The organism is Kineosporiaceae bacterium SCSIO 59966 (assembly GCA_020881835.1).
GTDB lineage: Bacteria > Actinomycetota > Actinomycetes > Actinomycetales > SCSIO-59966 > SCSIO-59966.
Window position 1 is genome coordinate 2106553 of sequence record CP052876.1, and the last position, 19705, is coordinate 2126257.

Sequence of the window (19705 nt, forward strand, 5' to 3'; positions counted from 1 at the left end):
GTCAGTGCGGCAGCGGCGGGAGCTCGCCGCGCTCCTCGTAGAGCCTCACCATGTCGATCCGGCGCAGGTGCCGGTCGTCCCCGCTGAACGGCTCGGCGAGGAAGGCCTCGACGATCGCGGTCGCGTCCTCGAGGGAGTGCATCCGGGCGCCCACCGAGACGACGTTGGCGTCGTTGTGCTGGCGGGCCAGCTGCGCCGTCTGCGTGCTCCAGGCCAGCGCGGCGCGCACACCGGTGACCTTGTTGGCCGCGATCTGCTCGCCGTTGCCGGAGCCGCCCAGGACGACGCCGAGGCTGCCGGGCTCAGCGGACACCGCGGCGGCGGCGCGCAGGCAGAACACCGGGTAGTCGTCGAGCGGGTCGAGGCGGAACGGGCCGTGGTCGACGACGTCGTGCCCCGCGGCGGCCAGGTGCTTTTGCAGGTGGACCTTGAGGTCGTAGGCGGCGTGGTCGCCGCCGATGTGCACGCGCATGGGGCCAGTGTGACCCACCGGGTCAGTCGAAGACCGGTCCCTGCTCGCGGCTGCGCTTCAGCTCGTAGAAGCCCGGGGTCGAGGCGACGGCGAGCACGCCGTCCCAGAGGCGCCCGGCGTCCTGTCCGCGAGGCGCCGGGGTGACGACCGGACCGAAGAACGCGACGCCCTGGACCGCGATGACCGGCGTGCCGACGTCCTGGCCGACGAGGGAGATGCCGCGCTCGTGGCTGGCCCGCAACGCGGCGTCGAAGGTGTCCAGCGCGCCGTACCGGGCGAGGTCGGCGGGCAGGCCCACCTCGGCGAGGGCCTTGGCGACGACTCCCTCGAAGTCGTCGTCACCGCCGGGGTGGATGCGGGTGCCCATCGCGTCGTACAGCTCCTTGACGTACCGCTCGCCGTGCAGCTCGCGCGCGGCGGTGATCACCCGCACCGGGGCCCAGGCGCGCTGCAGCAGCGCGGCGTACTCCTCCGGCACGTCCTGCCCCTCGTTGAGGACGGCCAGGCTCATCACGTGCCAGCGGACCCGCACCGACCGGACCCGCTCGACCTCCTCCATCCACCGGGACGTCATCCACGCCCACGGGCACACCGGGTCGAACCAGAAGTCCACGGGTGTCGGGTCGGAGGCCTGGTCCGTGGTCGTGCTGACATCCGTGCTGGCATCCGTGCTGACATCTGTCTGCGGCACTGCTGCTCCTCGGTCTCAGGGCGGTCTGGGTCTCAGGGCGGTCTGTGAGCGGAACGGCGGCGAAGCGGCCGGCGCGCAGCACCGACCGGGTGTCGCCTGCGACAGCGTGCCCGGTCGTGCGAGGATTCCCGCCCGACCACGATCCGAGACGACGGAAGGGGCTTGCGTGCCCGGTCTGAACCTCACCCGCGACGAGGCCCGGCAGCGCGCCCGGCTGCTCGACGTCACCTCCTACGACGTGACGCTGGACCTCGGTGGCGACGGGGGCACGTTCGGCTCGACGACCGTGGTCCGCTTCGCGTGCGCGGAGCCCGGCGCGTCGACGTTCGTCGACCTCGTCGCCCCCACCGTGCACGAGGTGGAGCTCAACGGCCGCCGGCTCGATCCGGCCGAGGTGGCCGACGGCACCCGGATCCACCTGGCGGACCTCGCCGCGGACAACGAGCTGCGGGTCGTCGCCGACTGCGCGTACATGAACACCGGGGAGGGGCTGCACCGCTTCGTCGACCCGGTGGACGACGAGACGTACCTCTACAGCCAGTTCGAGGTCGCCGACGCCCGGCGCGTGTTCACCGTGTTCGACCAGCCGGACCTCAAGGCGACGTTCTCCTTCACGGTCACCGCGCCGGACCACTGGCAGGTGGTGTCGAACTCCCCGACACCCAGCCCCACGCCGTCCGGACCGGGCCGGGCCACCTGGCGGTTCGCGCCGACCCCCCGGCTCGCGCCCTACGTCACGGCGCTGGTCGCCGGCCCGTACCACGTCGTGCGGGGCGAGCTGACCAGCCGGGACGGACGCAGCGTGCCCCTGGGCGTGTTCTGCCGGGCGTCACTGGCCGAGTTCCTCGACGCCGAGGAGATCTTCGACATCACCCGCCGCGGGTTCGAGTTCTTCGAGTCGACGTTCGACCTGCCCTACCCGTTCGAGAAGTACGACCAGGTGTTCGTGCCGGAGTTCAACGCCGGGGCGATGGAGAACGCCGGCGCGGTGACCTTCCTGGAGACCTACGTCTTCCGCTCCCGGGTCCCGGACGCGATGTACGAGCGGAGGGCGCTGACGATCCTCCACGAGCTGGCGCACATGTGGTTCGGGGACCTCGTCACCATGCGCTGGTGGGACGACCTGTGGCTCAACGAGTCGTTCGCCGAGTACGCCTCGACCCTGTGCATGAGCGAGGCCACCCGGTGGCGCTCGGCCTGGACGACGTTCTCCTCGATGGAGAAGTCCTGGGCCTACCGGCAGGACCAGCTGCCCTCCACGCACCCGATCGTGGCGGACATCCGGGACCTCGAGGACGTCGAGGTGAACTTCGACGGCATCACCTACGCCAAGGGCGCGAGCGTGCTCAAGCAGCTGGTCGCCTGGGTGGGCCGGGAGGAGTTCGTCGCCGGCGTCCGGCAGTACTTCCGCACCCACGCCTGGGGCAACACCGAGCTGCGCGACCTGCTCGTCGAGCTCGAGCGCACCTCCGGGCGGGACCTCACCGCGTGGTCGGACCTGTGGCTGGAACGGGCCGGGGTGACCACCCTGCGGCCGGTGCTGGAGACGGACGCCGACGGCGTCCTGACCGCCGTCGCCGTGGCGCAGGAGGCGCCCGAGGAGCACCCCGTGCTGCGGCCGCACCGGCTGGCGATCGGCTGCTACGACCTCGTCGAGGACGGCGGACGCGTGCGCCTGGAGCGCACGCACCGCGTCGAGCTGGACGTCGAGGGGCAGCGCACCGAGGTACCGGACCTGGTCGGGCGGCCCCGGCCGGACCTGCTGCTGCTCAACGACGACGACCTCGCCTACGCCAAGATCCGCCTCGACGACGCCTCGCTGCGCACCGCGGTCGGTCACCTCGGCGCGTTCGAGGACTCGCTGCCGCGGACCCTCGTGTGGGCCGCGGCGTGGGACATGACCCGGGACGCCGAGCTGCCGGCCCGTGACTTCATCGACCTCGTGCTGTCCAACCTCGACGCCGAGACCGACTCCTCCGTCGTCCTGGTCCTGCTGCGCCAGCTCAGCTCGGCGGTGCTGCTCTACACCGCCCCCGAGCACCGTCGGGAGGTCCAGCGGGACGTGGCCGGGCGGCTGCTGCGGCACGTGCGCGCGGCCGAGCCCGGCAGCGACGCCCAGCTGCAGCTGCTCAAGGCGTTCGCCGGGCTCGCCGTCACCGACGAGCACCTCGACGTCCTCGCGGGGATCCTGGACGGCAGCGCTGTGCCCGAAGGGCTGAGCGTCGACACGGACCTGCGCTGGGACCTGCTCGGTGCCCTCGTCGCCGGTGGCCGGGCCGGTGACGCCGAGATCGACGCCGAGCAGCGGCGGGACGACACCGCGGCCGGTCGACGGGCGGCGGCGTCCGCGCGAGCGGCGCGGCCCACCCCGGAGGCCAAGGCGGAGGCGTGGGCCTCCGTCGTCGACTCCGACGAGCTGCCGAACGCCGTCCAGGCCGCCGTGATCGGCGGTTTCGGGCACGTCCACGACACCGCGCTGCTCGAACCGTTCGTCGAGCCGTACTTCGCCGCGCTGCGCCGCGTCTGGCAGACCCGGACGAACGAGATCGCCCAGCAGATCGTCACCGGCCTGTACCCGACCCGGCTCGCCACCGAGGAGACGCTGCGGCGTACCGACGAGTGGCTCGCCGCGGCCGGCGAGGACCTGCCTGCGCTGCGCCGGCTGGTGCTGGAGAACCGGGACGGCGTCGCCCGTGCGCTGCGCGCCCAGGAGTGCGACCGGCGCGCCCGGGAGCGCGAGCCGCAGGGCTGACCCGCCGGCGCTACCCGGGTCAGGAGCTGGACAGGCCCCGGTTCATCACCTCGGCCAGCGACAGCGCCCGGGGCCGGCTGCGCAGGTCCTCGAGCAGGACGACGGACCCGGCCCCGTCGGCGAGCGGCATCCGCCAGTTCGGGTACTCCTCGTTGGTGCCCGGCTGGTTCTGGGTGCGCCGGTCGCCGACGGCGTCCGGCAGGGACACCCCGATCAGCCGGCTCGGGGTGAGGGTGAGGAACCGGTGCAGCGCCTCCACCCGCTCCCGCTCGATGGCGTCCTCGGGCAGCAGTCCGAGGCGGCGCAGCTGATCCATCACCGCCTCCCGGTCGGCGGTGTCGACGGCCAGCTCCTCCGCCACCGGCCGGGTGAGCAGCCCCAGGCGCTCGCGCAGCTCGATGTGCTCGCCGGCGAGGTAGCCGGCGGTCGGCGGCAGGTCGTGGGTGGTCACCGTGGCCAGGCACAGCTCACGCCACTGCCCCGGCTCCAGCGGGCGGCCCTCGGCGTCCTTCTCGAACCACAGGATCGACGTCCCCAGCACGCCGCGCTCGCGCAGGTAGTCCCGCACCCACGGCTCGACGGTGCCGAGGTCCTCGCCGACGACGAAGGCACCGGCGCGGTGGGCCTCCAGGGCGAGGATGCCGACGAGGGCCTCGTGGTCGTAGCGGACGTACGTGCCCGCCGCCGGGCCCTGACCGTCCGGCACCCACCACAGCCGGAACAGTCCGATGATGTGGTCGACCCGGATGCCGCCGGCGTGCCGCAGCACGGTGCGCAGCATGTCCCGGTACGGGGCGTACCCGGCCTCGGCGAGCGCGTCCGGCCGCCACGGGGGCTGGCTCCAGTCCTGTCCCACCTGGTTGAAGGCGTCCGGCGGGGCGCCGACCGTGACGGCCTCGGCCAGGACGCCCTTGAGCGACCAGGCGTCGGCGCCCTCCGGGTGCACGCCGACGGCGAGGTCGTGGACGACGCCGAAGGCCATCCCGGCGCGCCGGGCCGTGCGCTGGGCCGCCTCCAGCTGGGAGTCCGCGACCCACTGCAGCCACTTGTGGAACGTCGTCCGCTCGACGAGGTCGCTGCGCAGCCCGGCAAGCAGCTCCGAGTCCCGGTCGTGCGCCTCCGGCGGCCACGTGGACGCCGGCAGACCGAAGTGCTCGGCGAGCGCCGACCAGAACGCGAAGTCCTCCAGACCCTGCCCCTCCCGGGCGCAGAACGCCTCGAAGTCCGCCTGCCGGGCCGGACTGCGCCCGGCCCGGTACACGGTCTCCAGCGCGGTCCGCTTGGCGGCCCACACGGCGTCCCGGTCCAGGCCGCCGGGGTCGGTGTTCCGTGCCCGCAGCTCCTCGGCCTGCCACTCGACCAGTGCGCGGTCCGCCGAGGGCAGGTACGCGGTCTCCCGCACGTCCTCCACCCGGATGTAGACCGGGTTGACGAACCGGCGGGTGGTCGGCAGGTAGGGGCTCGGCTCCATCCGGCCGACCGGCTCGGCGGCGTGCAACGGGTTGACCAGGACGAAGTCCGCCCCGAGGTCGCGTCCCCCCCAGTCGGCGAGCTCGGCGAGGTCGGCGAGGTCGCCCAGCCCCCACGACAACGTGGAGCGCACCGAGTACAGCTGCGCCATCAGACCCCAGCGGCGGCGCTCTCGCAGCGCCTCCGGCAGCTCGAGCCGGTCGGGGGTGACGACCAGGGGGCACGTCGCCGTCCGGGTGGGCGACTCGGCCCGCAGAACGTGCCAGCCGAGCGGGAGGTCCGCGGGCACCTCGAAGGTCGCCTCGCCGACGAGGGCGCCGTCCACCGCGCGGGGGTCGACCCACCGGTCCTGCTGCTCGAGGTCACGACGGCGGCCGTCCTCGAGGACGACGTGCAACCGGGCCGGTTCGCCGTGCGGCACGTGCACCGGCACCCACGGGCGCCGTCCTTGCCGGACGACCACCACCGGCGGCAGCGTCCGGCGCCAAGGCGCCAGCTCGACGTCCTCGAGGGCTGCCTCGACGGCCTGCTCGGTGGACGCGTCGACGTCCAGGGCGCGCAGGACGGCGGTGATGGTCGAGGCGGGCACCGGGACGTGCTGGCCCCGCCAGTCCCAGAACTCGGTGGCCACCCCGTGGGCCCGGGCCAGCTCGACCAGCCGGGCCGAGGGGATGTCGCCGACCGCGGGGCCGCTCGGTGTGTCGCTCACGCGCGGGGATCCTGCCAGACCGGGGCCGGTGACGCGGTGGCAGCGCCCCGCGTGGCTACCCTCGGGCCCCATGTCCGCTGCCGCGCCGTCCACCCGGCCCACCGGGTATCCCGTCGCCGAGCGGCTCGACCTCGTCGAGACGCTTCCGCGCACAGCCCCCACCCACCGGGTCGCCGACCCCTACCGGTGGCTGGAGGACCCGCAGGACCCGCGCACCGTCGCCTGGTCCGCAGCGCAGGACGAGCTGTTCGCCGAGCACCGCGCCCGGTGGCCGGGCCGCGACCGGGTCGCGGCCCGCGTCCGCGAGCTGCTCGGCGCCGGCAGCATCGGGCCGCCGGTGTGGCGGGGCCAGCGCCGGTTCGTCATGCGCCGCCGCGGAGACCAGGAGCACGGCGTCCTGCTGGTCGTGGAGCCGGACGGCGCGGGGGGCGAGCGCGAGCGGGTGCTCGTCGACCCGATGGCGGTCGACCCGTCCGGCGCCACCACCCTCGACGCGTGGCAGCCGAGCAAGGAGGGCGACCGGCTCGCCTACCAGCTGTCGGCGGGGGGCACGGAGGAGAGCGTGCTGCACGTCCTCGACGTCGCGACCGGCGAGCTGCTCGACGGTCCCGTCGACCGGGCCCGGTACTCCCCGGTGGCATGGCTGCCGGGTGGGGAACGGTTCTACTACGTCCGCCGGGTGGACCCCGACCTGGTGCCCCCGGAGGAGCGGCAGTACCACCGCCGGGTGTGGCTGCACACCGTCGGGACCGACCCCGCCCAGGACGTCGAGGTGTTCGGCGCGGGGCGCCCGATGACCTCCTACTACGGGGTGAGCGTCTCCCTCGACGGCCGCTGGCTTGTCGTCAGCGCCTCCGAGGGCACCGCCCCGCGCACCGACGTCTGGCTGGCCGACCTCACGGCGACCGGAGCGGAGCGGCCTGCGCTCGTCGAGGTCGCCGTCGGCCTGGACGCCCAGACCTCGGCGCACGTCGGACGCGACGGCCGGCTGTACGTCGCCACCGACCTGGACGCCCCGCGAGGCCGGCTGGCCGTCGCCGACCCCACCCGCCCCGGCCGGGACGGCTGGCGGGACCTGCTGCCCGAGCGCGCGGACGCCGTCCTGGAGGACTACGCGGTGCTCGACGGCCCGGAGCTCGGCGACGCCCCGCTGCTCGTCGCCGCGTGGACCCGGCACGCCGTCTCGGAGCTGACCGTGCACGACCTGGCGACCGGTGAGCGGCGCGGCGAGATCCCGCTGCCGGGACTGGGCACCGTCGGCGGGCTGCTCTCGCGGCCCGAGGGAGGCCACGAGCTGTGGTTCACCTGGACCGACCACACGACGCTCCCGCACGTGCACCGCTGGGACGCCCGCACCGGCGAGGTGTCGCTGTGGGCGGCCCCGCCCGGCGAGGTCAGCGACGTCCCGACGACGGTGTCCCAGCAGGTCGAGGTGACCAGCGCGGACGGCACGACGGTGCGGATGTTCGTCATCGCCCGAGCAGACCTCCTCGACGACGACGGCCGGCCGCGCCGGCCGGCGCCGGCGATCCTGTACGGCTACGGAGGCTTCGGCGTCTCCCTCACGCCGGGGTACTCCGCGACCGCACTGGCCTGGGTGGAGGCGGGCGGTGTGTACGCCGTGGCGAACCTGCGGGGCGGCGCCGAGGAGGGCGAGGACTGGCACCGCGACGGGATGATGGCGGCCAAGCAGCACACCTTCGACGACTTCCACGCCTGCGCCGACGCTCTCGTCGCCGGCGGCTGGACGACGCCCCGTCAGCTCGCCGTCTCCGGCGGCTCCAACGGCGGTCTGCTCGTCGGCGCCGCGCTCACCCAGCGGCCGGACGCCTACGCGGCCGTGCTGTGCGCCGCCCCGCTGCTGGACATGGTGCGCTACCAGCTGCACGGCCTGGGAGTCACCTGGAGCGAGGAGTACGGGGACGCCGAGGACCCCGAGCAGCTCGGGTGGCTGCTCGGGTACTCCCCCTACCACCACGTCCGCGACGGGGTGCGCTACCCGGCGACGCTGTTCACCGTGTTCGACGGCGACACCCGGGTGGACCCGCTGCACGCCCGCAAGCTCGCGGCCGCGCTCCAGCACGCCACCAGCGCCCCGGTGGACGAGGCGCCGGTGCTGGTCCGCCGGGAGAAGGACGTCGGACACGGCGCCCGGGCGGTGTCGCGCACCGTCGACCTCGTCGCCGACACCCTCGCCTTCGCGGCGTTCCACACCGGCTTGGACCTCGGCGGCCCGGCAGCCGGTTAGGGTCGAGGACCGATGCACTCCTCGTTCACGCCTGCCCTGGCGGCGTCGGCCCCGCCCGCGACCGGGCCGAGCGTCCCGCCGAGCGTCCCGCCGACCGCCGAGCCGTCGCCCACGCCGACCGAGACCGGCGGGCTGCTCGAACGAGTCGACCCGGAGAGCACCCCCTGCCGGGTCGAGGACGGGTCGTTCTGCGGCGTCCTGTACGACTGGACGGGCAACCAGGACCTGTCCCGCTGGGTGTCGGGCATCCTCGGCACGCTGGCGAGCATCCTGCTCATCGTCCTGGTCGGGCTGGTGCTGCGCTGGCTGCTGCACCGGGGCATCACCCGGCTCACGGACCGGATCGTGGAGGGGGCGACGGCACCCGGCGGCGCGCCGCAGCGGGGTCGGTCCGGCCGGCGGAGCTCGGCGACGGCGCTGCTGGAGTCCCCACTGACCGGCGAGCGCCGGGTGCAGCGGGCCCAGACGATCGGGTCGGTGCTCAAGAGCATCAGCACCGGCGTGGTCGGAGTCGTCGTCGTGCTCATGGTGCTCTCCGAGCTGAGCATCAACGTCGGTCCGCTGATCGCCGGCGCCGGCATCGTCGGGGTCGCCCTGGGGTTCGGCTCCCAGACCCTCGTCAAGGACTTCCTCTCCGGCATGTTCATGATCGTCGAGGACCAGTACGGCGTCGGCGACGTCGTCGACGTCGGTGAGGCCAACGGCACCGTCGAGGCCGTCGGCCTTCGGGTGACCCGCCTGCGGGACGTCTCCGGCACGGTCTGGTACGTGCCCAACGGGGAGATCCTGCGGGTCGGCAACATGTCCCAGGGCTGGGCCCGCGCCGTCCTCGACGTCGCCGTGGCCTACGGCGAGGACGTGGGTCGGGTGCAGGACCTGCTGCGCCAGGTCGGTGCCGAGCTCGCCGCGGACGCCGACTGGGGACCGCTCGTGCTGGAGGAGCCGGAGGTCTGGGGCGTCGAGGCGCTGGCCGCCGACTCCGTCGTGGTACGGCTCGTCGTCAAGACGGCGCCGCTGCAGCAGTGGGGGGTCGCCCGGGAGCTACGCCGCCGGATCAAGGCCCGTTTCGACCGGGAGGGGATCGAGATCCCGTTCCCGCAGCGGACCGTCTGGATGCGGACGCAGGACGACGGACGGCGTGGCGGCAGCGAGCAGGAGCGCCACGAGCAGCCCCCTGGCGGGGAGTCCAAGGTCGCCCAGGAGATCGAGCCCCGCAACGACTCCGGCCTCTGACATCCCTCTCCCCCCGCCCACTCCTCGACCCCGTCCGTGATCATGCAATCCCGCCACCCCGACCCCCTTTGCCGCAGAATGCTGGATCCGTCACACCTTTGCCGGCGTGTTGCGCCACCAACCCAGCATTCTGCGAACGGAGGGACGGTGGTGCGGGTGGCGGGATTGCATGATCACGACGGGGGGGTCTTGACTGATCACGGAGGGGACGTGGGTGGGGGCTGTGACGAGGGTGCGGCGAGGGCGGACAATGAGGCCGTGACTCACCCCACCCACCGGCCCACCGACGCCGCCCGACCCGAGGAGGCCACCGACCGGCCCAGTGACGCCGTCCGGCCCGAGGAGCCTGCTCACCGGCCCCAGGACCCTGCCCCCCGGCAGCAGACGTTCTACGAGGCGGTCGGCGGGCACGAGACGTTCGTCCGGCTCGTCGACCGGTTCTACCAGGGCGTGGCCGCCGACCCGGTGCTGCGGGCGATGTATCCCGAGGAGGACCTCGCGCCGGCCGCCGAACGACTGCGCATGTTCCTCGAGCAGTACTGGGGCGGGCCGACGACGTACAGCGAACGACGCGGGCACCCGCGGCTGCGGATGCGGCACGCGCCGTTCGTCGTCGACGCCGACGCACGGGACCGATGGCTACGGCACATGCGCGTCGCCGTTGACGAGCTCGGACTCCCCCCGCTGTACGAGTCGATGCTGTGGGACTACCTGGAGCGCGCGGCCCACAGCATGGTCAACCGGCTCGGCTGAAAGCCCTTCCACGAAGCGCAAGGAGTTGCGAGCACCCCGGGGCCGCTGCCTAGGCTCGTGGCCGTGACTCCCGAGCCGCGCCAGTGGTGGCGCTCCGCCGTCATCTACCAGATCTACCCCCGCTCCTTCGCCGACGCCGACGGGGACGGCGTCGGGGACCTGCCAGGGATCACGAGCCGGCTCGGTCACCTCGCCGAGCTGGGCGTGGACGCCGTGTGGCTGAGCCCGTTCTACGTCTCCCCCCAGGCGGACGCCGGCTACGACGTGGCCGACTACCGCGACGTCGACCCGGTGTTCGGCGAGCTCTCCGACGCCGACGCCCTCCTGGCCCGCGCCCACGAGCTGGGGATCCGCGTCATCGTCGACCTGGTGCCCAACCACACCTCGGACGAGCACCCGTGGTTCCGCGCCGCGCTGGCAGCCGGACCGGGCAGCCCCGAGCGGGCTCGGTACATCTTCCGGGACGGGCGCGGACCGGACGGCGCCCTGCCGCCGAACGACTGGCGGTCGGTGTTCGGCGGCGACGCGTGGACCCGGGTGATCGAGACCGACGGCCGACCCGGCCAGTGGTACCTGCACCTGTTCGACACCAAGCAGCCGGACCTGGACTGGACGTGCGGCGACGTGTGGGCCGAGATGGAGGACGTGCTGCGGTTCTGGCTGGACCGCGGCGTCGACGGCTTCCGGGTGGACGTCGCGCACGGACTGGTCAAGGCCCCGGGCCTGCCGGACTGGGACCACGACCAGGAGATGATCGAGGGCGCGAACGCCGACGGCGAGCGTCCGCCGATGTGGGACCAGGACGGCGTCCACGACGTCTACCGCTCCTGGCGCAAGGTCCTCGACGGGTACGACGGCGACCGGATGCTCGTCGCCGAGGCCTGGGTGGCTCCAGCGGACCGACTGGCGCGCTACGTCCGGCCCGACGAGATGCACCAGGCCTTCAACTTCGACTTCCTCGTCGCCCCGTGGCGCGCGGCGGACCTGCGCCGGGTGGTGACGGACTCCCTCGCCGAGATGGGGTCCGTCGGTGCCCCGACGACGTGGGTGCTGAGCAACCACGACGTCGTCCGGCACGCCTCCCGCCTCGGCCTGCCGGTCGGGACGCCGCGCCCGCACGGGATCGCCGCGCAGGACCCTCAGCCGGACGCCGAGCTCGGCCTGCGCCGGGCCCGCGCCGCCACCCTGCTCATGCTCGCCCTGCCCGGGTCGGCGTACCTGTACCAGGGTGAGGAGCTCGGGCTGCCCGACCACACGACGATGCCGCACGACGTCCGCCAGGACCCGGCCTTCCACCGCACCGGCGGCGAGGAGATCGGTCGCGACGGCTGCCGGGTGCCGCTTCCGTGGCAGCACGACGCACCGGCCTACGGCTTCTCCCCGACCGGCCGCAGCTGGCTGCCGCAGCCGCCGGAGTTCGCCGGCTACGCGCTGGACCGCCAGCGCGGCGTGCCGGGGTCGACGTACGAGATGTACCGCGCCGCGCTTCGGCTGCGCCGCGACCTCGGCCTCGGTACCGGTGACCTGACCTGGACCGAGGCCGGTCCGGACGTCGTGGCCTTCGCCAACGGCCCCGCGCTCGTCATGACGAACCTCGGCGAGGAGCCGGTGTCGCTGCCGGCAGGTGCGGAGGTGCTGCTCGTCTCCGGAGACCTGGTCGCCGGCCCGGACGGCCGGCCCGCGGTGCCGACCGACGTCACCGCCTGGGTACGCGCCTGACGCCCCGCGACAGCCGCCTCACTCCCGGCGCCGCCGCAGCAGGTGACCGCGCAGGAACGCGGCCTGGCCGGCGTGCTCGAGGTCGTCGTCCACGACGCTGACCAGCCGGACGCCGAGGGTGACCGGCGGGTCCCAGGAGGTGTCGACCACCCGGTCGAGGTCGGCGTCGCTGAGCCCACTGAGGTAGCGCACGCTCGCCGCGTGGACCGCCTCGTGGTAGCCGGCGAGGAGGTCCGGGTCGCTCACCCGGACGACGGCCACCTGCTCGGGAGTGTGCCCGTAGCCGATGTCGGCGGGGTCGAGCGGCAGCTCGAAGCGCCCGGCCCAGCCCTGCGCCGTCCACACCTGCTCGGTGCCGGCGACCGCGGCGACGTGGTCGTCCTGGACGCGGGTGAGGTGCCAGACCAGCCAGCCGACCGTGTTCGCCTCGGGGTCGATCCGGACGGCGAGCTCGTCGGGCGTCAGGTCCGCGAGCGTAGCGAGGGTGCGCTCGCGCACCCGGCCGAAAAGGTCGACGAGAAGGTCCGCTGTGGTGGCCACCGCCCTAGCCTGCCGCACTGGCCCGCTGAGGCGAAAGGACTCAGGTCCCGAGCGGCCGGCGGGTCAGCACGTGCCCGGCGCTGGTGCTCAGCCGCCGCCAGGGCCCGGCGGCGCGGACGGCGACCGGCTCGCCGGTGAGGAAGCCCAGGGACTCGGCGGCGAAGGCCGCACCGGCCGGCACATCGGCGCCGGCAGGCAGCGCGACCAGGGTGATCGGCCGCGACCACACCCGCGCCCGCAGCCGGCTCACCGCGGGCGCGCCGGCGACGTCCGGGGCACCGGCCGCCACCTCGGCGACTCCCTGGCGGGCGACCTCGCGCACGGCGGCGGCCGGCACGTCGGCCACCGGGGCCCACCCGCCGCGGGGCGGCGCCACACCGGCCCACGCGACCCCGGACAGCTGGGTCGGGGGCACGGCGAGGACGGGTGCGGCGGCCTCCCGCGCGAGTCGGTCGGTCAGAGCCGCGAGCTCGACGACGACGTCCAGCTCGCGAGGCTCGGACAGGGCGAAGACCCGAAGTCCGAGGACGTCGACGCCGCCGCCTCCGTGCACGGGGGACACGTAGACGGCGAGGACGTCGCCGTCGGCGCGCAGCCGGGCCGCGCCGTCCGGGTCGACGAACTTGGCCCGTCCGAGGAAGGTCTCCAGGTCGCGCCAGGACTCCTCGTCCACCAGGGGCAGCGTCCCGGGGCGGTCGTGCTCGTCGGTCACCGGCCGGCCCGCTCCTGGGTCCGCCGACGGCGCAGGTCGACCGGCGCGTCGCGCAGCCGCTCCAACCGGGCCCGCTCGCCGTCGGTGAGCCGCCGCGGCCGGCCCTGCGTGAGGTCGTAGACGACGAGCGTGGACTCCGCACGGGCGTAGACCACGGGGGCGCCGTCACCGTCGGAGTCGTCGAGCACCTCGTACCCCATGTCGAAGCTGGCCCCCTTGATGTCGGTGACCCACAGGTCGATGCGGATCGGCTCGGGTCGCCAGTGCAGCGGAGCGAGGTAGTCGATCTCGTGGCGGGCGACGAGGACACCGTTGTCGAGCATGCTCCCGCCGTCGTCGCTGTCGTGCCCGTGGAACGCCAGGACGCGCGCGTCCTCGAGCAGCCGCAGGAACGCGACGTTGTTGACGTGGCGGTAGGCGTCCATGTCCGACCAGCGCAGGGCCATCGGGAAGTGCAAGCGAGGCATGGCCCCATGCTGCCCCATGCCGTGCTGCCCCATGCCGTGCTGCCCCATCCCGTGCTGCCCCATCCCGTGCCGGCTGATCCGACGAGTCACGCCGCGCGGCGGTAGCGTCGCGCCGTGGTCCCCTCGACGACGCACCCGGACGCCCAGCCGCCCGAGCTCGACCTGCCCGCGCTGCGCGACTGGCTGCGCGCCCAGGGCCTTGCCTCCGGCGAGCCCCGGGTCCAGCGGGTCAGCGGCGGACGCACCCACGTGACGTTCCTGCTCGACGTCGACGACCACGAGTGGGTGCTGCGCCGCCCGCTGCCGGGGCACGTGGCTCCGCGGGCCCACGGCGTCGCCTTCGAGTACCGGGTGCTCAGTGCGCTGGCGGGCGGACAGGTGCCGGTCCCCCGGCCCGTCGCGCTGTGCACGGACCCGACGGTGACCGGGGCCCCTTTCCTGCTCACCGAGCGGGTTCCGGGCCTCGTCGTCCGAACCCGTGCGGACCTCGCCCGGCTGTCCCCCACCGAGCGCCGCACTGTCGCCCTGGCCATGGTCGACGTCCTGGCCGACCTGCACACCATCGACCCGGACGCCGTCGGGCTGGGCGACCTGGCTCGGGGGGACGGTCACCTCGGCCGGTACCTGCGCCGGCTCGGGCAGCAGCTGGACCGCCACCGCAGCCGTGCCGTTCCGGGCATCGACGTGCTGCGGGTGCGACTGGCCGGGTCCGTGCCGGCGCCGTCCGCGTCGCCTGCCCGCCACGGCATCGTCCACGGTGACTACCGCCTCGACAACCTCGTCCTGGACGACGCGACCCTCGCCGTCCGGGCGGTGCTGGACTGGGAGCTCGCGACCGTGGGCGACCCACTCGCGGACGTAGGCCTCCTGCTGGCGGCCACCGAGGGGGTCACCGCGTCGACCGGCTCGGCGGTCGTGGGCAACGGGTTCGGGCTCGCCGCCGCCCCCGGGTTCCCGCCCGCGGACGAGCTCGCGCAGCGGTACGCCGCCCGGACCGGGCTCGACGAGAGAGACCTGGCCGCGCTGCGCTGGGCGACAGCGTGCGGGTACTTCCGCATCGCCGTCGCCCTCGAGGAGCTGCGCACCTCCGGCGAGCCAGGACGGCGCCCGGACGCCGACCTGGTCCGGGGCGTGGTGGCGGCCGGCCTGACCACCCTGGACCAGATGGGGGCCCGGCAACCCCGTGAGTGACCCCCCGCCATACTGCGCGGGGCACGGACGGCGACAAGGAGGCCGGTGACGGTGACGGACGGTGGGCAGAAGACTCGGGACCCCTTTGAGGAGCTGCTCTCGGTGCTCGAGCTGCGCCCGGAGGGTCTCGACGACCGCGGGCAGGACCTCTTCGTCGGCGAGAGCCAGCAGCAGCCGCACGGCCGTGTGTTCGGCGGGCAGGTCCTCGGCCAGACCGTGGTCGCCGCCGGGCGGACCGTGCCGCAAGGGCGGCAGCTGCACTCCATGCACGGCTACTTCCTGCGACCGGGTGACGCCATGGCGCCGATCACCTTCGCCGTGGAGCGGCTGCGTGACGGTCGCTCGTTCAGCGCCCGCCGGGTGCACGCCATCCAGTTCGGCAAGCCGATCCTGTCGATGATCGCCTCGTTCCAGGAGCCCGCGGAAGGGCTGGACCACCAGGACGAGATGCCCGCCGGCGTGCCCGACCCGGAGTCACTGCCGTCGGCCCGCGAGCTGCTGGGGCACATCGACCACCCGATGGCCCAGGGCTGGGCGCTGCGCCGGCCCATCGACATCCGGCACGTGGACCAGCCGCTGTACCTCAAGGGAGACAGCTCCCGTCAGGCGCGCCAGGCGGTGTGGATGCGGGCCAACGGCCGGCTGCCCGCCGACGACCTGGTGAACCGTGCGGTGCTGGCGTACGCGAGCGACTACACGCTGCTGGAGGTCGTGCTGCGCCGGCACGGGATCGCCTGGACCCAGCCGGGACTGCGGATGGCCAGCCTGGACCACGCGATGTGGTGGCACCGGCCGGTGCGCGCCGACGAGTGGCTGCTGTTCGTCCAGGGCACGCCCTCGGCGTCCGGGGCCCGCGGGCTCGGGATCGCCAGGGTGTTCGACACCGACGGCGTCCTCGTCGCCTCGATCGCCCAGGAGGGCATGATCCGCGTCCCCCGGTGACCACTCGAACCCCCGTCGTGATCATGCAATCCCGCCACCCCGCACGCCCCACCCGTGATCATGCAATCCCGCCACCCCACGCGCCCCACCCGTGATCATGCAATCCCGCCACCCCGTTCGAGTGACGAGATGACCTGAACCTCTCGCGACCTTTGCAAGGCCGCGTCGGACGATGGCAGTCGTCGCGGCGTCCCGGGGCCCCTTCTGATCCGTCCCGAGCCACCGCCGCAAGACACCGCGAGACGCCGCACGACATGGAGTGGGTAGGCGCCTTGATGCGGCGCGTCGTGAACGCAGCGGTCCGCGGGCGAACGGTGGCAGCCGGGGTGACGAACTGCGTGGACCCCTGATCACCGCTGGTGGCCATGGCAGCCCACGTCGGGTCAGGCGTCCCGACCAGAGAATGCTGCGCTCGGCACGGCTTGGCCGGCGTGTCGCGCCACCAACCCAGCATTCTGTGAGCCGGACGGCGAGCAAGTGGGTGGCGGGATTGCATGATCACGGACGGGGGGCTGGGCGGATCACGCGCAACGTGGGTGGCGGGATTGCATGATCACGGACGGGGGCTGGGCGGATCACGCGCAACGTGGGTGGCGGGATTGCATGATCACGAAGAGGGTTTTCGACTGGTCACGAAGAGGGGTTTCGACTGGTCACGAAGAGGGTTCTGACTGATCACGAAGAGGGGCGTGTCGGCCGGCCAGGGCCAAGGGACGTCTGGCTGGCGGCAGTGATGACTCGGGTCACCCGGTCGGCGTGGTCGGCGAACACCCTCACGTCGTGCTCCTGGTGACCGGCCCGTTCGAACGCCTCGCGCAGCAGGCCGACCTGGGTCAGCAACCGGGCCCGCAGCTCACGGTGACGGGCGTGCCCCGCCAGCCGCTCCACCAGCTGGAGCGCCGCGTGCATGACCGCCGGCGCGTCCGCCGCGTACCACCGCATGTTGTCGAGCACAGTGCTGACCAGGTCCACCACCGACGAGCGCGGCGCGTGCACCCGCAGCACGCCGTCGTCGTCGTACCGGGCGGCGGAGGGCAGCTCCCTCGCCGCCAGCAGTGTCAGTCCGGCGGCGAGGTCGTCGAGGGCGTTCACGGCGGTGAACGGATCGTTCGTGCCGGGAGACAACGCCCGCACCGCCATCTCGGTCAGCTGCTGGACGGCGAACGCGACGTCCTGGTAGGGGCTGCGAGCATCGGCGACGACGACAGCCGAGCGCACCGCGGCTTGCAGGTCCACGCCGTGCCGCTGCGGCGGGTACACGATGGCGAGCGGGGTGTCGTCCAGGACGTACCGGCCGGGCTCGGTCCGCAACGCAATGAGGACGTCGTGCTCGCAGGCCGCGGCGAGAAGGGCCTCTTCCCGAACCGACTGGACGTACCCCGGCCGCCCGGCGGTGACCGGTGCGCCCTCCTCGTCGAGACGGTCCGGCAGGTCTGCCTCGGCGTCGGCACCGTCGAGGACGCGCTGGTCGTGCCCGATCCCGGTCGGGTAGAGCCGCTCGACGGTGCTGCGCAGGTCGGTGCGAACCTGCCGGGCCAGGGTGGCGATCTGGATGGAGTCGCTGATGTGGTGGATGAAGTAGACGAGCACCCCGACGTTGAGAACGGCGAGCAGCACGGCCCCGTTCACGGCCAGGTGCGGCACGAACACCTCGGCCTCCTGGTCGCCAGGGTCCCCGATGACCCGGATCGAGCGGAGCACGAGCAGGCTGTAGAGGAACGTCGCGACGAAAACCCCCAGCACGACCTGGTTGCCCCGGTCGGCCATGAAGTTGCGCACCAGACGTGGGCCGTAGCTCGACGAGGTGAGCGCGAGCACGGCCATCGTGATGGAGAACGTCGTCCCGGCGACCGCCAGGCTGGAGCTCGCTACCGCACCGAGGATGTCCCGGCTGCCGTTCTCCCCCACCCGAAACAGCAGGACGCCGAGCCACGAGGGGATGACGGCGTCCTCGAGGACGCGGTCGAGAGCCACCAGCCCCTGGGCGAGCACGAACGCCGCGAGGGAGAGGACGGTGGGCACGAACCAGAAGCGCTCCTGCAGGCGCTGCAGCACGTTCACGGCGGCAGCGTGGCAGATGGGCCCCTCAGTCGCGCGTCAGCTTGCGGTACGTCACCCGGTGCGGGCGCGCCGCATCGGGCCCCAGCCGCTCGACCTTGTTCTCCTCGTAGGCCTGGAAGTTGCCCTCGAACCAGTACCACGAACCGGGGTTCTGCTCTGTGCCCTCCCAGGCGAGGATGTGGGTGGCCACCCGGTCGAGGAACCACCGGTCGTGGGAGATCACGACGGCGCAGCCGGGGAACTCCAGCAGCGCGTTCTCCAGCGAACCGAGGGTCTCGATGTCGAGGTCGTTGGTCGGCTCGTCCAGGAGCAGGAGGTTCCCGCCCTCCTTGAGCGTCAGCGCGAGGTTGAGCCGGTTGCGCTCGCCGCCGGACAGGACGCCGGCCGGCTTCTGCTGGTCCGGACCCTTGAACCCGAACTGGGAGACGTAGGCGCGAGAGGGGATCTCGACGTTCCCGACCTTGATGTAGTCGAGGCCGTCGGAAACCACCTCCCAGAGCGTCTTGCGCGGGTCGAGGCCAGCACGGCTCTGGTCGACGTAGGAGATCTTGACGGTGTCGCCGATCCGCACGGTGCCGGCGTCAGGCTCCTCGAGGCCGACGATGGTCTTGAACAGAGTCGTCTTGCCGACGCCGTTGGGGCCGATGACGCCGACGATGCCGTTGCGGGGCAACGAGAACGACAGGCCGTCGATGAGCACCCGGTCGCCGAAGCCCTTGCGCAGGTCCTGCACCTCGATCACCAGGCTGCCGAGCCGCGGCCCCGGCGGGATCTGGATCTCCTCGAAGTCGAGCTTGCGGGTCCGCTCCGCCTCGGCCGCCATCTCCTCGTAGCGCTGGAGGCGGGCCTTGGACTTGGCCTGCCGGCCCTTGGCGTTCTGGCGCACCCACTCCAGCTCGCTGGCGAGGCGCTTGGCGAGCTTGGCGTCCTTCTTGCCCTGCACCTGGAGTCGTTCCCTCTTCTTCTCCAGGTAGGTGGAGTAGTTGCCCTCGTACGGGTAGAGCCGGCCGCGGTCGACCTCAGCGATCCACTGTGCGACGTTGTCGAGGAAGTACCGGTCGTGGGTGACGGCGATGACTGCGCCGGGGTACCCGGCGAGGTGCTGCTCGAGCCAGGTCACGCTCTCGGCGTCCAGGTGGTTGGTCGGCTCGTCGAGCAGCAGCAGGTCGGGCTTGCTGAGCAGCAGCTTGCACAGGGCCACGCGGCGCCGCTCGCCACCGGACAGGACCGTGACGTCGGCGTCCGGCGGCGGGCAGCGCAGTGCGTCCATCGCCTGCTCGAGCTGGGAGTCCAGGTCCCACGCGTCGGCGTGGTCGAGCGCCTCCTGCAGCTCTCCCATCTCGGCGAGCAGGGAGTCGTAGTCGGCGTCCGGCTCGGTCATGAGCTGCGAGATCTCGTTGAACCGGTCCAGCTTGGCCTTGATCTCCCCGACGCCCTCCTCGACGTTGCCGAGCACGGTCTTGTCCTCGTTGAGCGGCGGTTCCTGCTCGAGGATCCCCACGCTGTACCCGGGCGACAGCCTGGCCTCACCGTTCGACGGCTGGTCCATCCCCGCCATGATCTTGAGGATCGTCGACTTCCCGGCGCCGTTCGGCCCGACCATGCCGATCTTGGCGCCGGGGTAGAACGACATCGTGACGTCGTCAAGGATCACCTTGTCGCCGTGGGCCTTGCGCGCCTTGTACATCGTGTAGATGAACTCCGCCATGCCTTCAGGCTAGTGGCCGGGTCGGGGTGCCCCGTCC

Annotated in this window: 15 protein-coding genes; 7 read left to right on the plus strand and 8 right to left on the minus strand. The window is 73.2% G+C overall.

Translation table 11 applies throughout. The features are described from left to right. Window position 1: 1 nt before the first annotated feature. A complete protein-coding gene (locus HJG43_09765) occupies window positions 2–472 on the minus strand; it encodes a ribose-5-phosphate isomerase (protein ID UER54777.1) in 471 nt (156 codons plus the stop codon). Between the two features lie 22 nt (window positions 473–494). Beyond that, a complete protein-coding gene (locus HJG43_09770) occupies window positions 495–1163 on the minus strand; it encodes a disulfide bond formation protein DsbA (protein ID UER54778.1) in 669 nt (222 codons plus the stop codon). A gap of 166 nt (window positions 1164–1329) precedes the next feature. On the opposite strand from HJG43_09770, the gene pepN reads away from it, so the two are divergent. Continuing rightward, the gene (gene pepN, locus HJG43_09775; GenBank protein UER54779.1) at window positions 1330–3915 is read left to right on the plus strand and encodes an aminopeptidase N; all 2586 of its coding nucleotides are present in this window, start codon (window positions 1330–1332) and stop codon (window positions 3913–3915) included. 19 nt (window positions 3916–3934) lie between these two features. Here pepN and malQ read toward each other — a convergent pair whose 3' ends face one another. Continuing rightward, entirely contained in the window at window positions 3935–6166 is a 2232-nt protein-coding gene (gene malQ, locus HJG43_09780) for a 4-alpha-glucanotransferase (protein ID UER54780.1), read from the minus strand. Here malQ and HJG43_09785 point away from each other — a divergent pair. The 4 genes from HJG43_09785 to HJG43_09800 all read left to right on the plus strand — a co-directional run bounded on the left by HJG43_09785 (window position 6165) and on the right by HJG43_09800 (window position 12047). Further along, the gene (locus HJG43_09785) at window positions 6165–8342 is read left to right on the plus strand and encodes a S9 family peptidase (GenBank protein UER54781.1); all 2178 of its coding nucleotides are present in this window, start codon (window positions 6165–6167) and stop codon (window positions 8340–8342) included. The genes malQ and HJG43_09785 overlap by 2 nt on opposite strands. A 12-nt stretch (window positions 8343–8354) precedes the next feature. Continuing rightward, the gene (locus tag HJG43_09790; protein UER54782.1) at window positions 8355–9575 is read left to right on the plus strand and encodes a mechanosensitive ion channel family protein; all 1221 of its coding nucleotides are present in this window, start codon (window positions 8355–8357) and stop codon (window positions 9573–9575) included. 258 nt (window positions 9576–9833) lie between these two features. After that, entirely contained in the window at window positions 9834–10328 is a 495-nt protein-coding gene (locus tag HJG43_09795; GenBank protein ID UER54783.1) for a globin, read from the plus strand. Between the two features lie 45 nt (window positions 10329–10373). Next, the gene (locus HJG43_09800; protein UER55873.1) at window positions 10374–12047 is read left to right on the plus strand and encodes an alpha-amylase; all 1674 of its coding nucleotides are present in this window, start codon (window positions 10374–10376) and stop codon (window positions 12045–12047) included. Between the two features lie 18 nt (window positions 12048–12065). On the opposite strand, the gene HJG43_09805 is transcribed toward HJG43_09800, so the two are convergent. Genes HJG43_09805 through HJG43_09815 form a run of 3 tightly spaced genes read right to left on the minus strand, consistent with a single transcriptional unit; the run spans window position 12066 to window position 13766 of the window. Beyond that, a complete protein-coding gene (locus HJG43_09805) occupies window positions 12066–12587 on the minus strand; it encodes a DUF664 domain-containing protein (protein UER54784.1) in 522 nt (173 codons plus the stop codon). Window positions 12588–12627: 40 nt separating this feature from the next. Continuing rightward, window positions 12628–13269 (minus strand): hypothetical protein, encoded by a 642-nt coding sequence (locus tag HJG43_09810; GenBank protein ID UER55874.1) that lies wholly within the window; start codon window positions 13267–13269, stop codon window positions 12628–12630. Window positions 13270–13295: 26 nt separating this feature from the next. Further along, window positions 13296–13766 carry an acyl-CoA thioesterase gene (locus HJG43_09815; GenBank protein ID UER54785.1) on the minus strand — a complete coding sequence of 157 codons (471 nt, stop codon included), beginning with the start codon at window positions 13764–13766 and terminating at the stop codon, window positions 13296–13298. A gap of 114 nt (window positions 13767–13880) precedes the next feature. On the opposite strand from HJG43_09815, the gene HJG43_09820 reads away from it, so the two are divergent. Together HJG43_09820 and HJG43_09825 are read left to right on the plus strand one after the other, a co-directional pair. Further along, window positions 13881–14957 (plus strand): phosphotransferase family protein, encoded by a 1077-nt coding sequence (locus HJG43_09820; protein UER54786.1) that lies wholly within the window; start codon window positions 13881–13883, stop codon window positions 14955–14957. Window positions 14958–15002: 45 nt separating this feature from the next. Then, complete coding sequence (locus HJG43_09825) at window positions 15003–15899, plus strand: acyl-CoA thioesterase II (GenBank protein ID UER54787.1); 897 nt, start codon at window positions 15003–15005, stop codon at window positions 15897–15899. Window positions 15900–16574: 675 nt separating this feature from the next. On the opposite strand, the gene HJG43_09830 is transcribed toward HJG43_09825, so the two are convergent. Both HJG43_09830 and ettA read right to left on the minus strand, forming a co-directional pair. Then, window positions 16575–17960: a DUF2254 domain-containing protein gene (locus tag HJG43_09830; protein UER54788.1), complete on the minus strand. Its 1386-nt coding sequence runs from the start codon at window positions 17958–17960 to the stop codon at window positions 16575–16577. A 25-nt stretch (window positions 17961–17985) separates the two neighbouring features. Continuing rightward, window positions 17986–19668 carry an energy-dependent translational throttle protein EttA gene (gene ettA, locus HJG43_09835; GenBank protein ID UER54789.1) on the minus strand — a complete coding sequence of 561 codons (1683 nt, stop codon included), beginning with the start codon at window positions 19666–19668 and terminating at the stop codon, window positions 17986–17988. Window positions 19669–19705: the final 37 nt, after the last annotated feature.

Bases quoted from the DNA above. Each gene is read 5' to 3' on its own strand.
- HJG43_09815 (UER54785.1), bottom strand. From the start codon at position 13,766: ATGCCTCGCTTGCACTTCCCGATGGCCCTGCGCTGGTCGGACATGGAC.
- HJG43_09790 (UER54782.1), top strand. From the start codon at position 8,355: ATGCACTCCTCGTTCACGCCTGCCCTGGCGGCGTCGGCCCCGCCCGCG.
- HJG43_09785 (UER54781.1), top strand. From the start codon at position 6,165: ATGTCCGCTGCCGCGCCGTCCACCCGGCCCACCGGGTATCCCGTCGCC.
- malQ (UER54780.1), bottom strand. From the start codon at position 6,166: ATGGGGCCCGAGGGTAGCCACGCGGGGCGCTGCCACCGCGTCACCGGC.
- ettA (UER54789.1), bottom strand. From the start codon at position 19,668: ATGGCGGAGTTCATCTACACGATGTACAAGGCGCGCAAGGCCCACGGC.
- HJG43_09765 (UER54777.1), bottom strand. From the start codon at position 472: ATGCGCGTGCACATCGGCGGCGACCACGCCGCCTACGACCTCAAGGTC.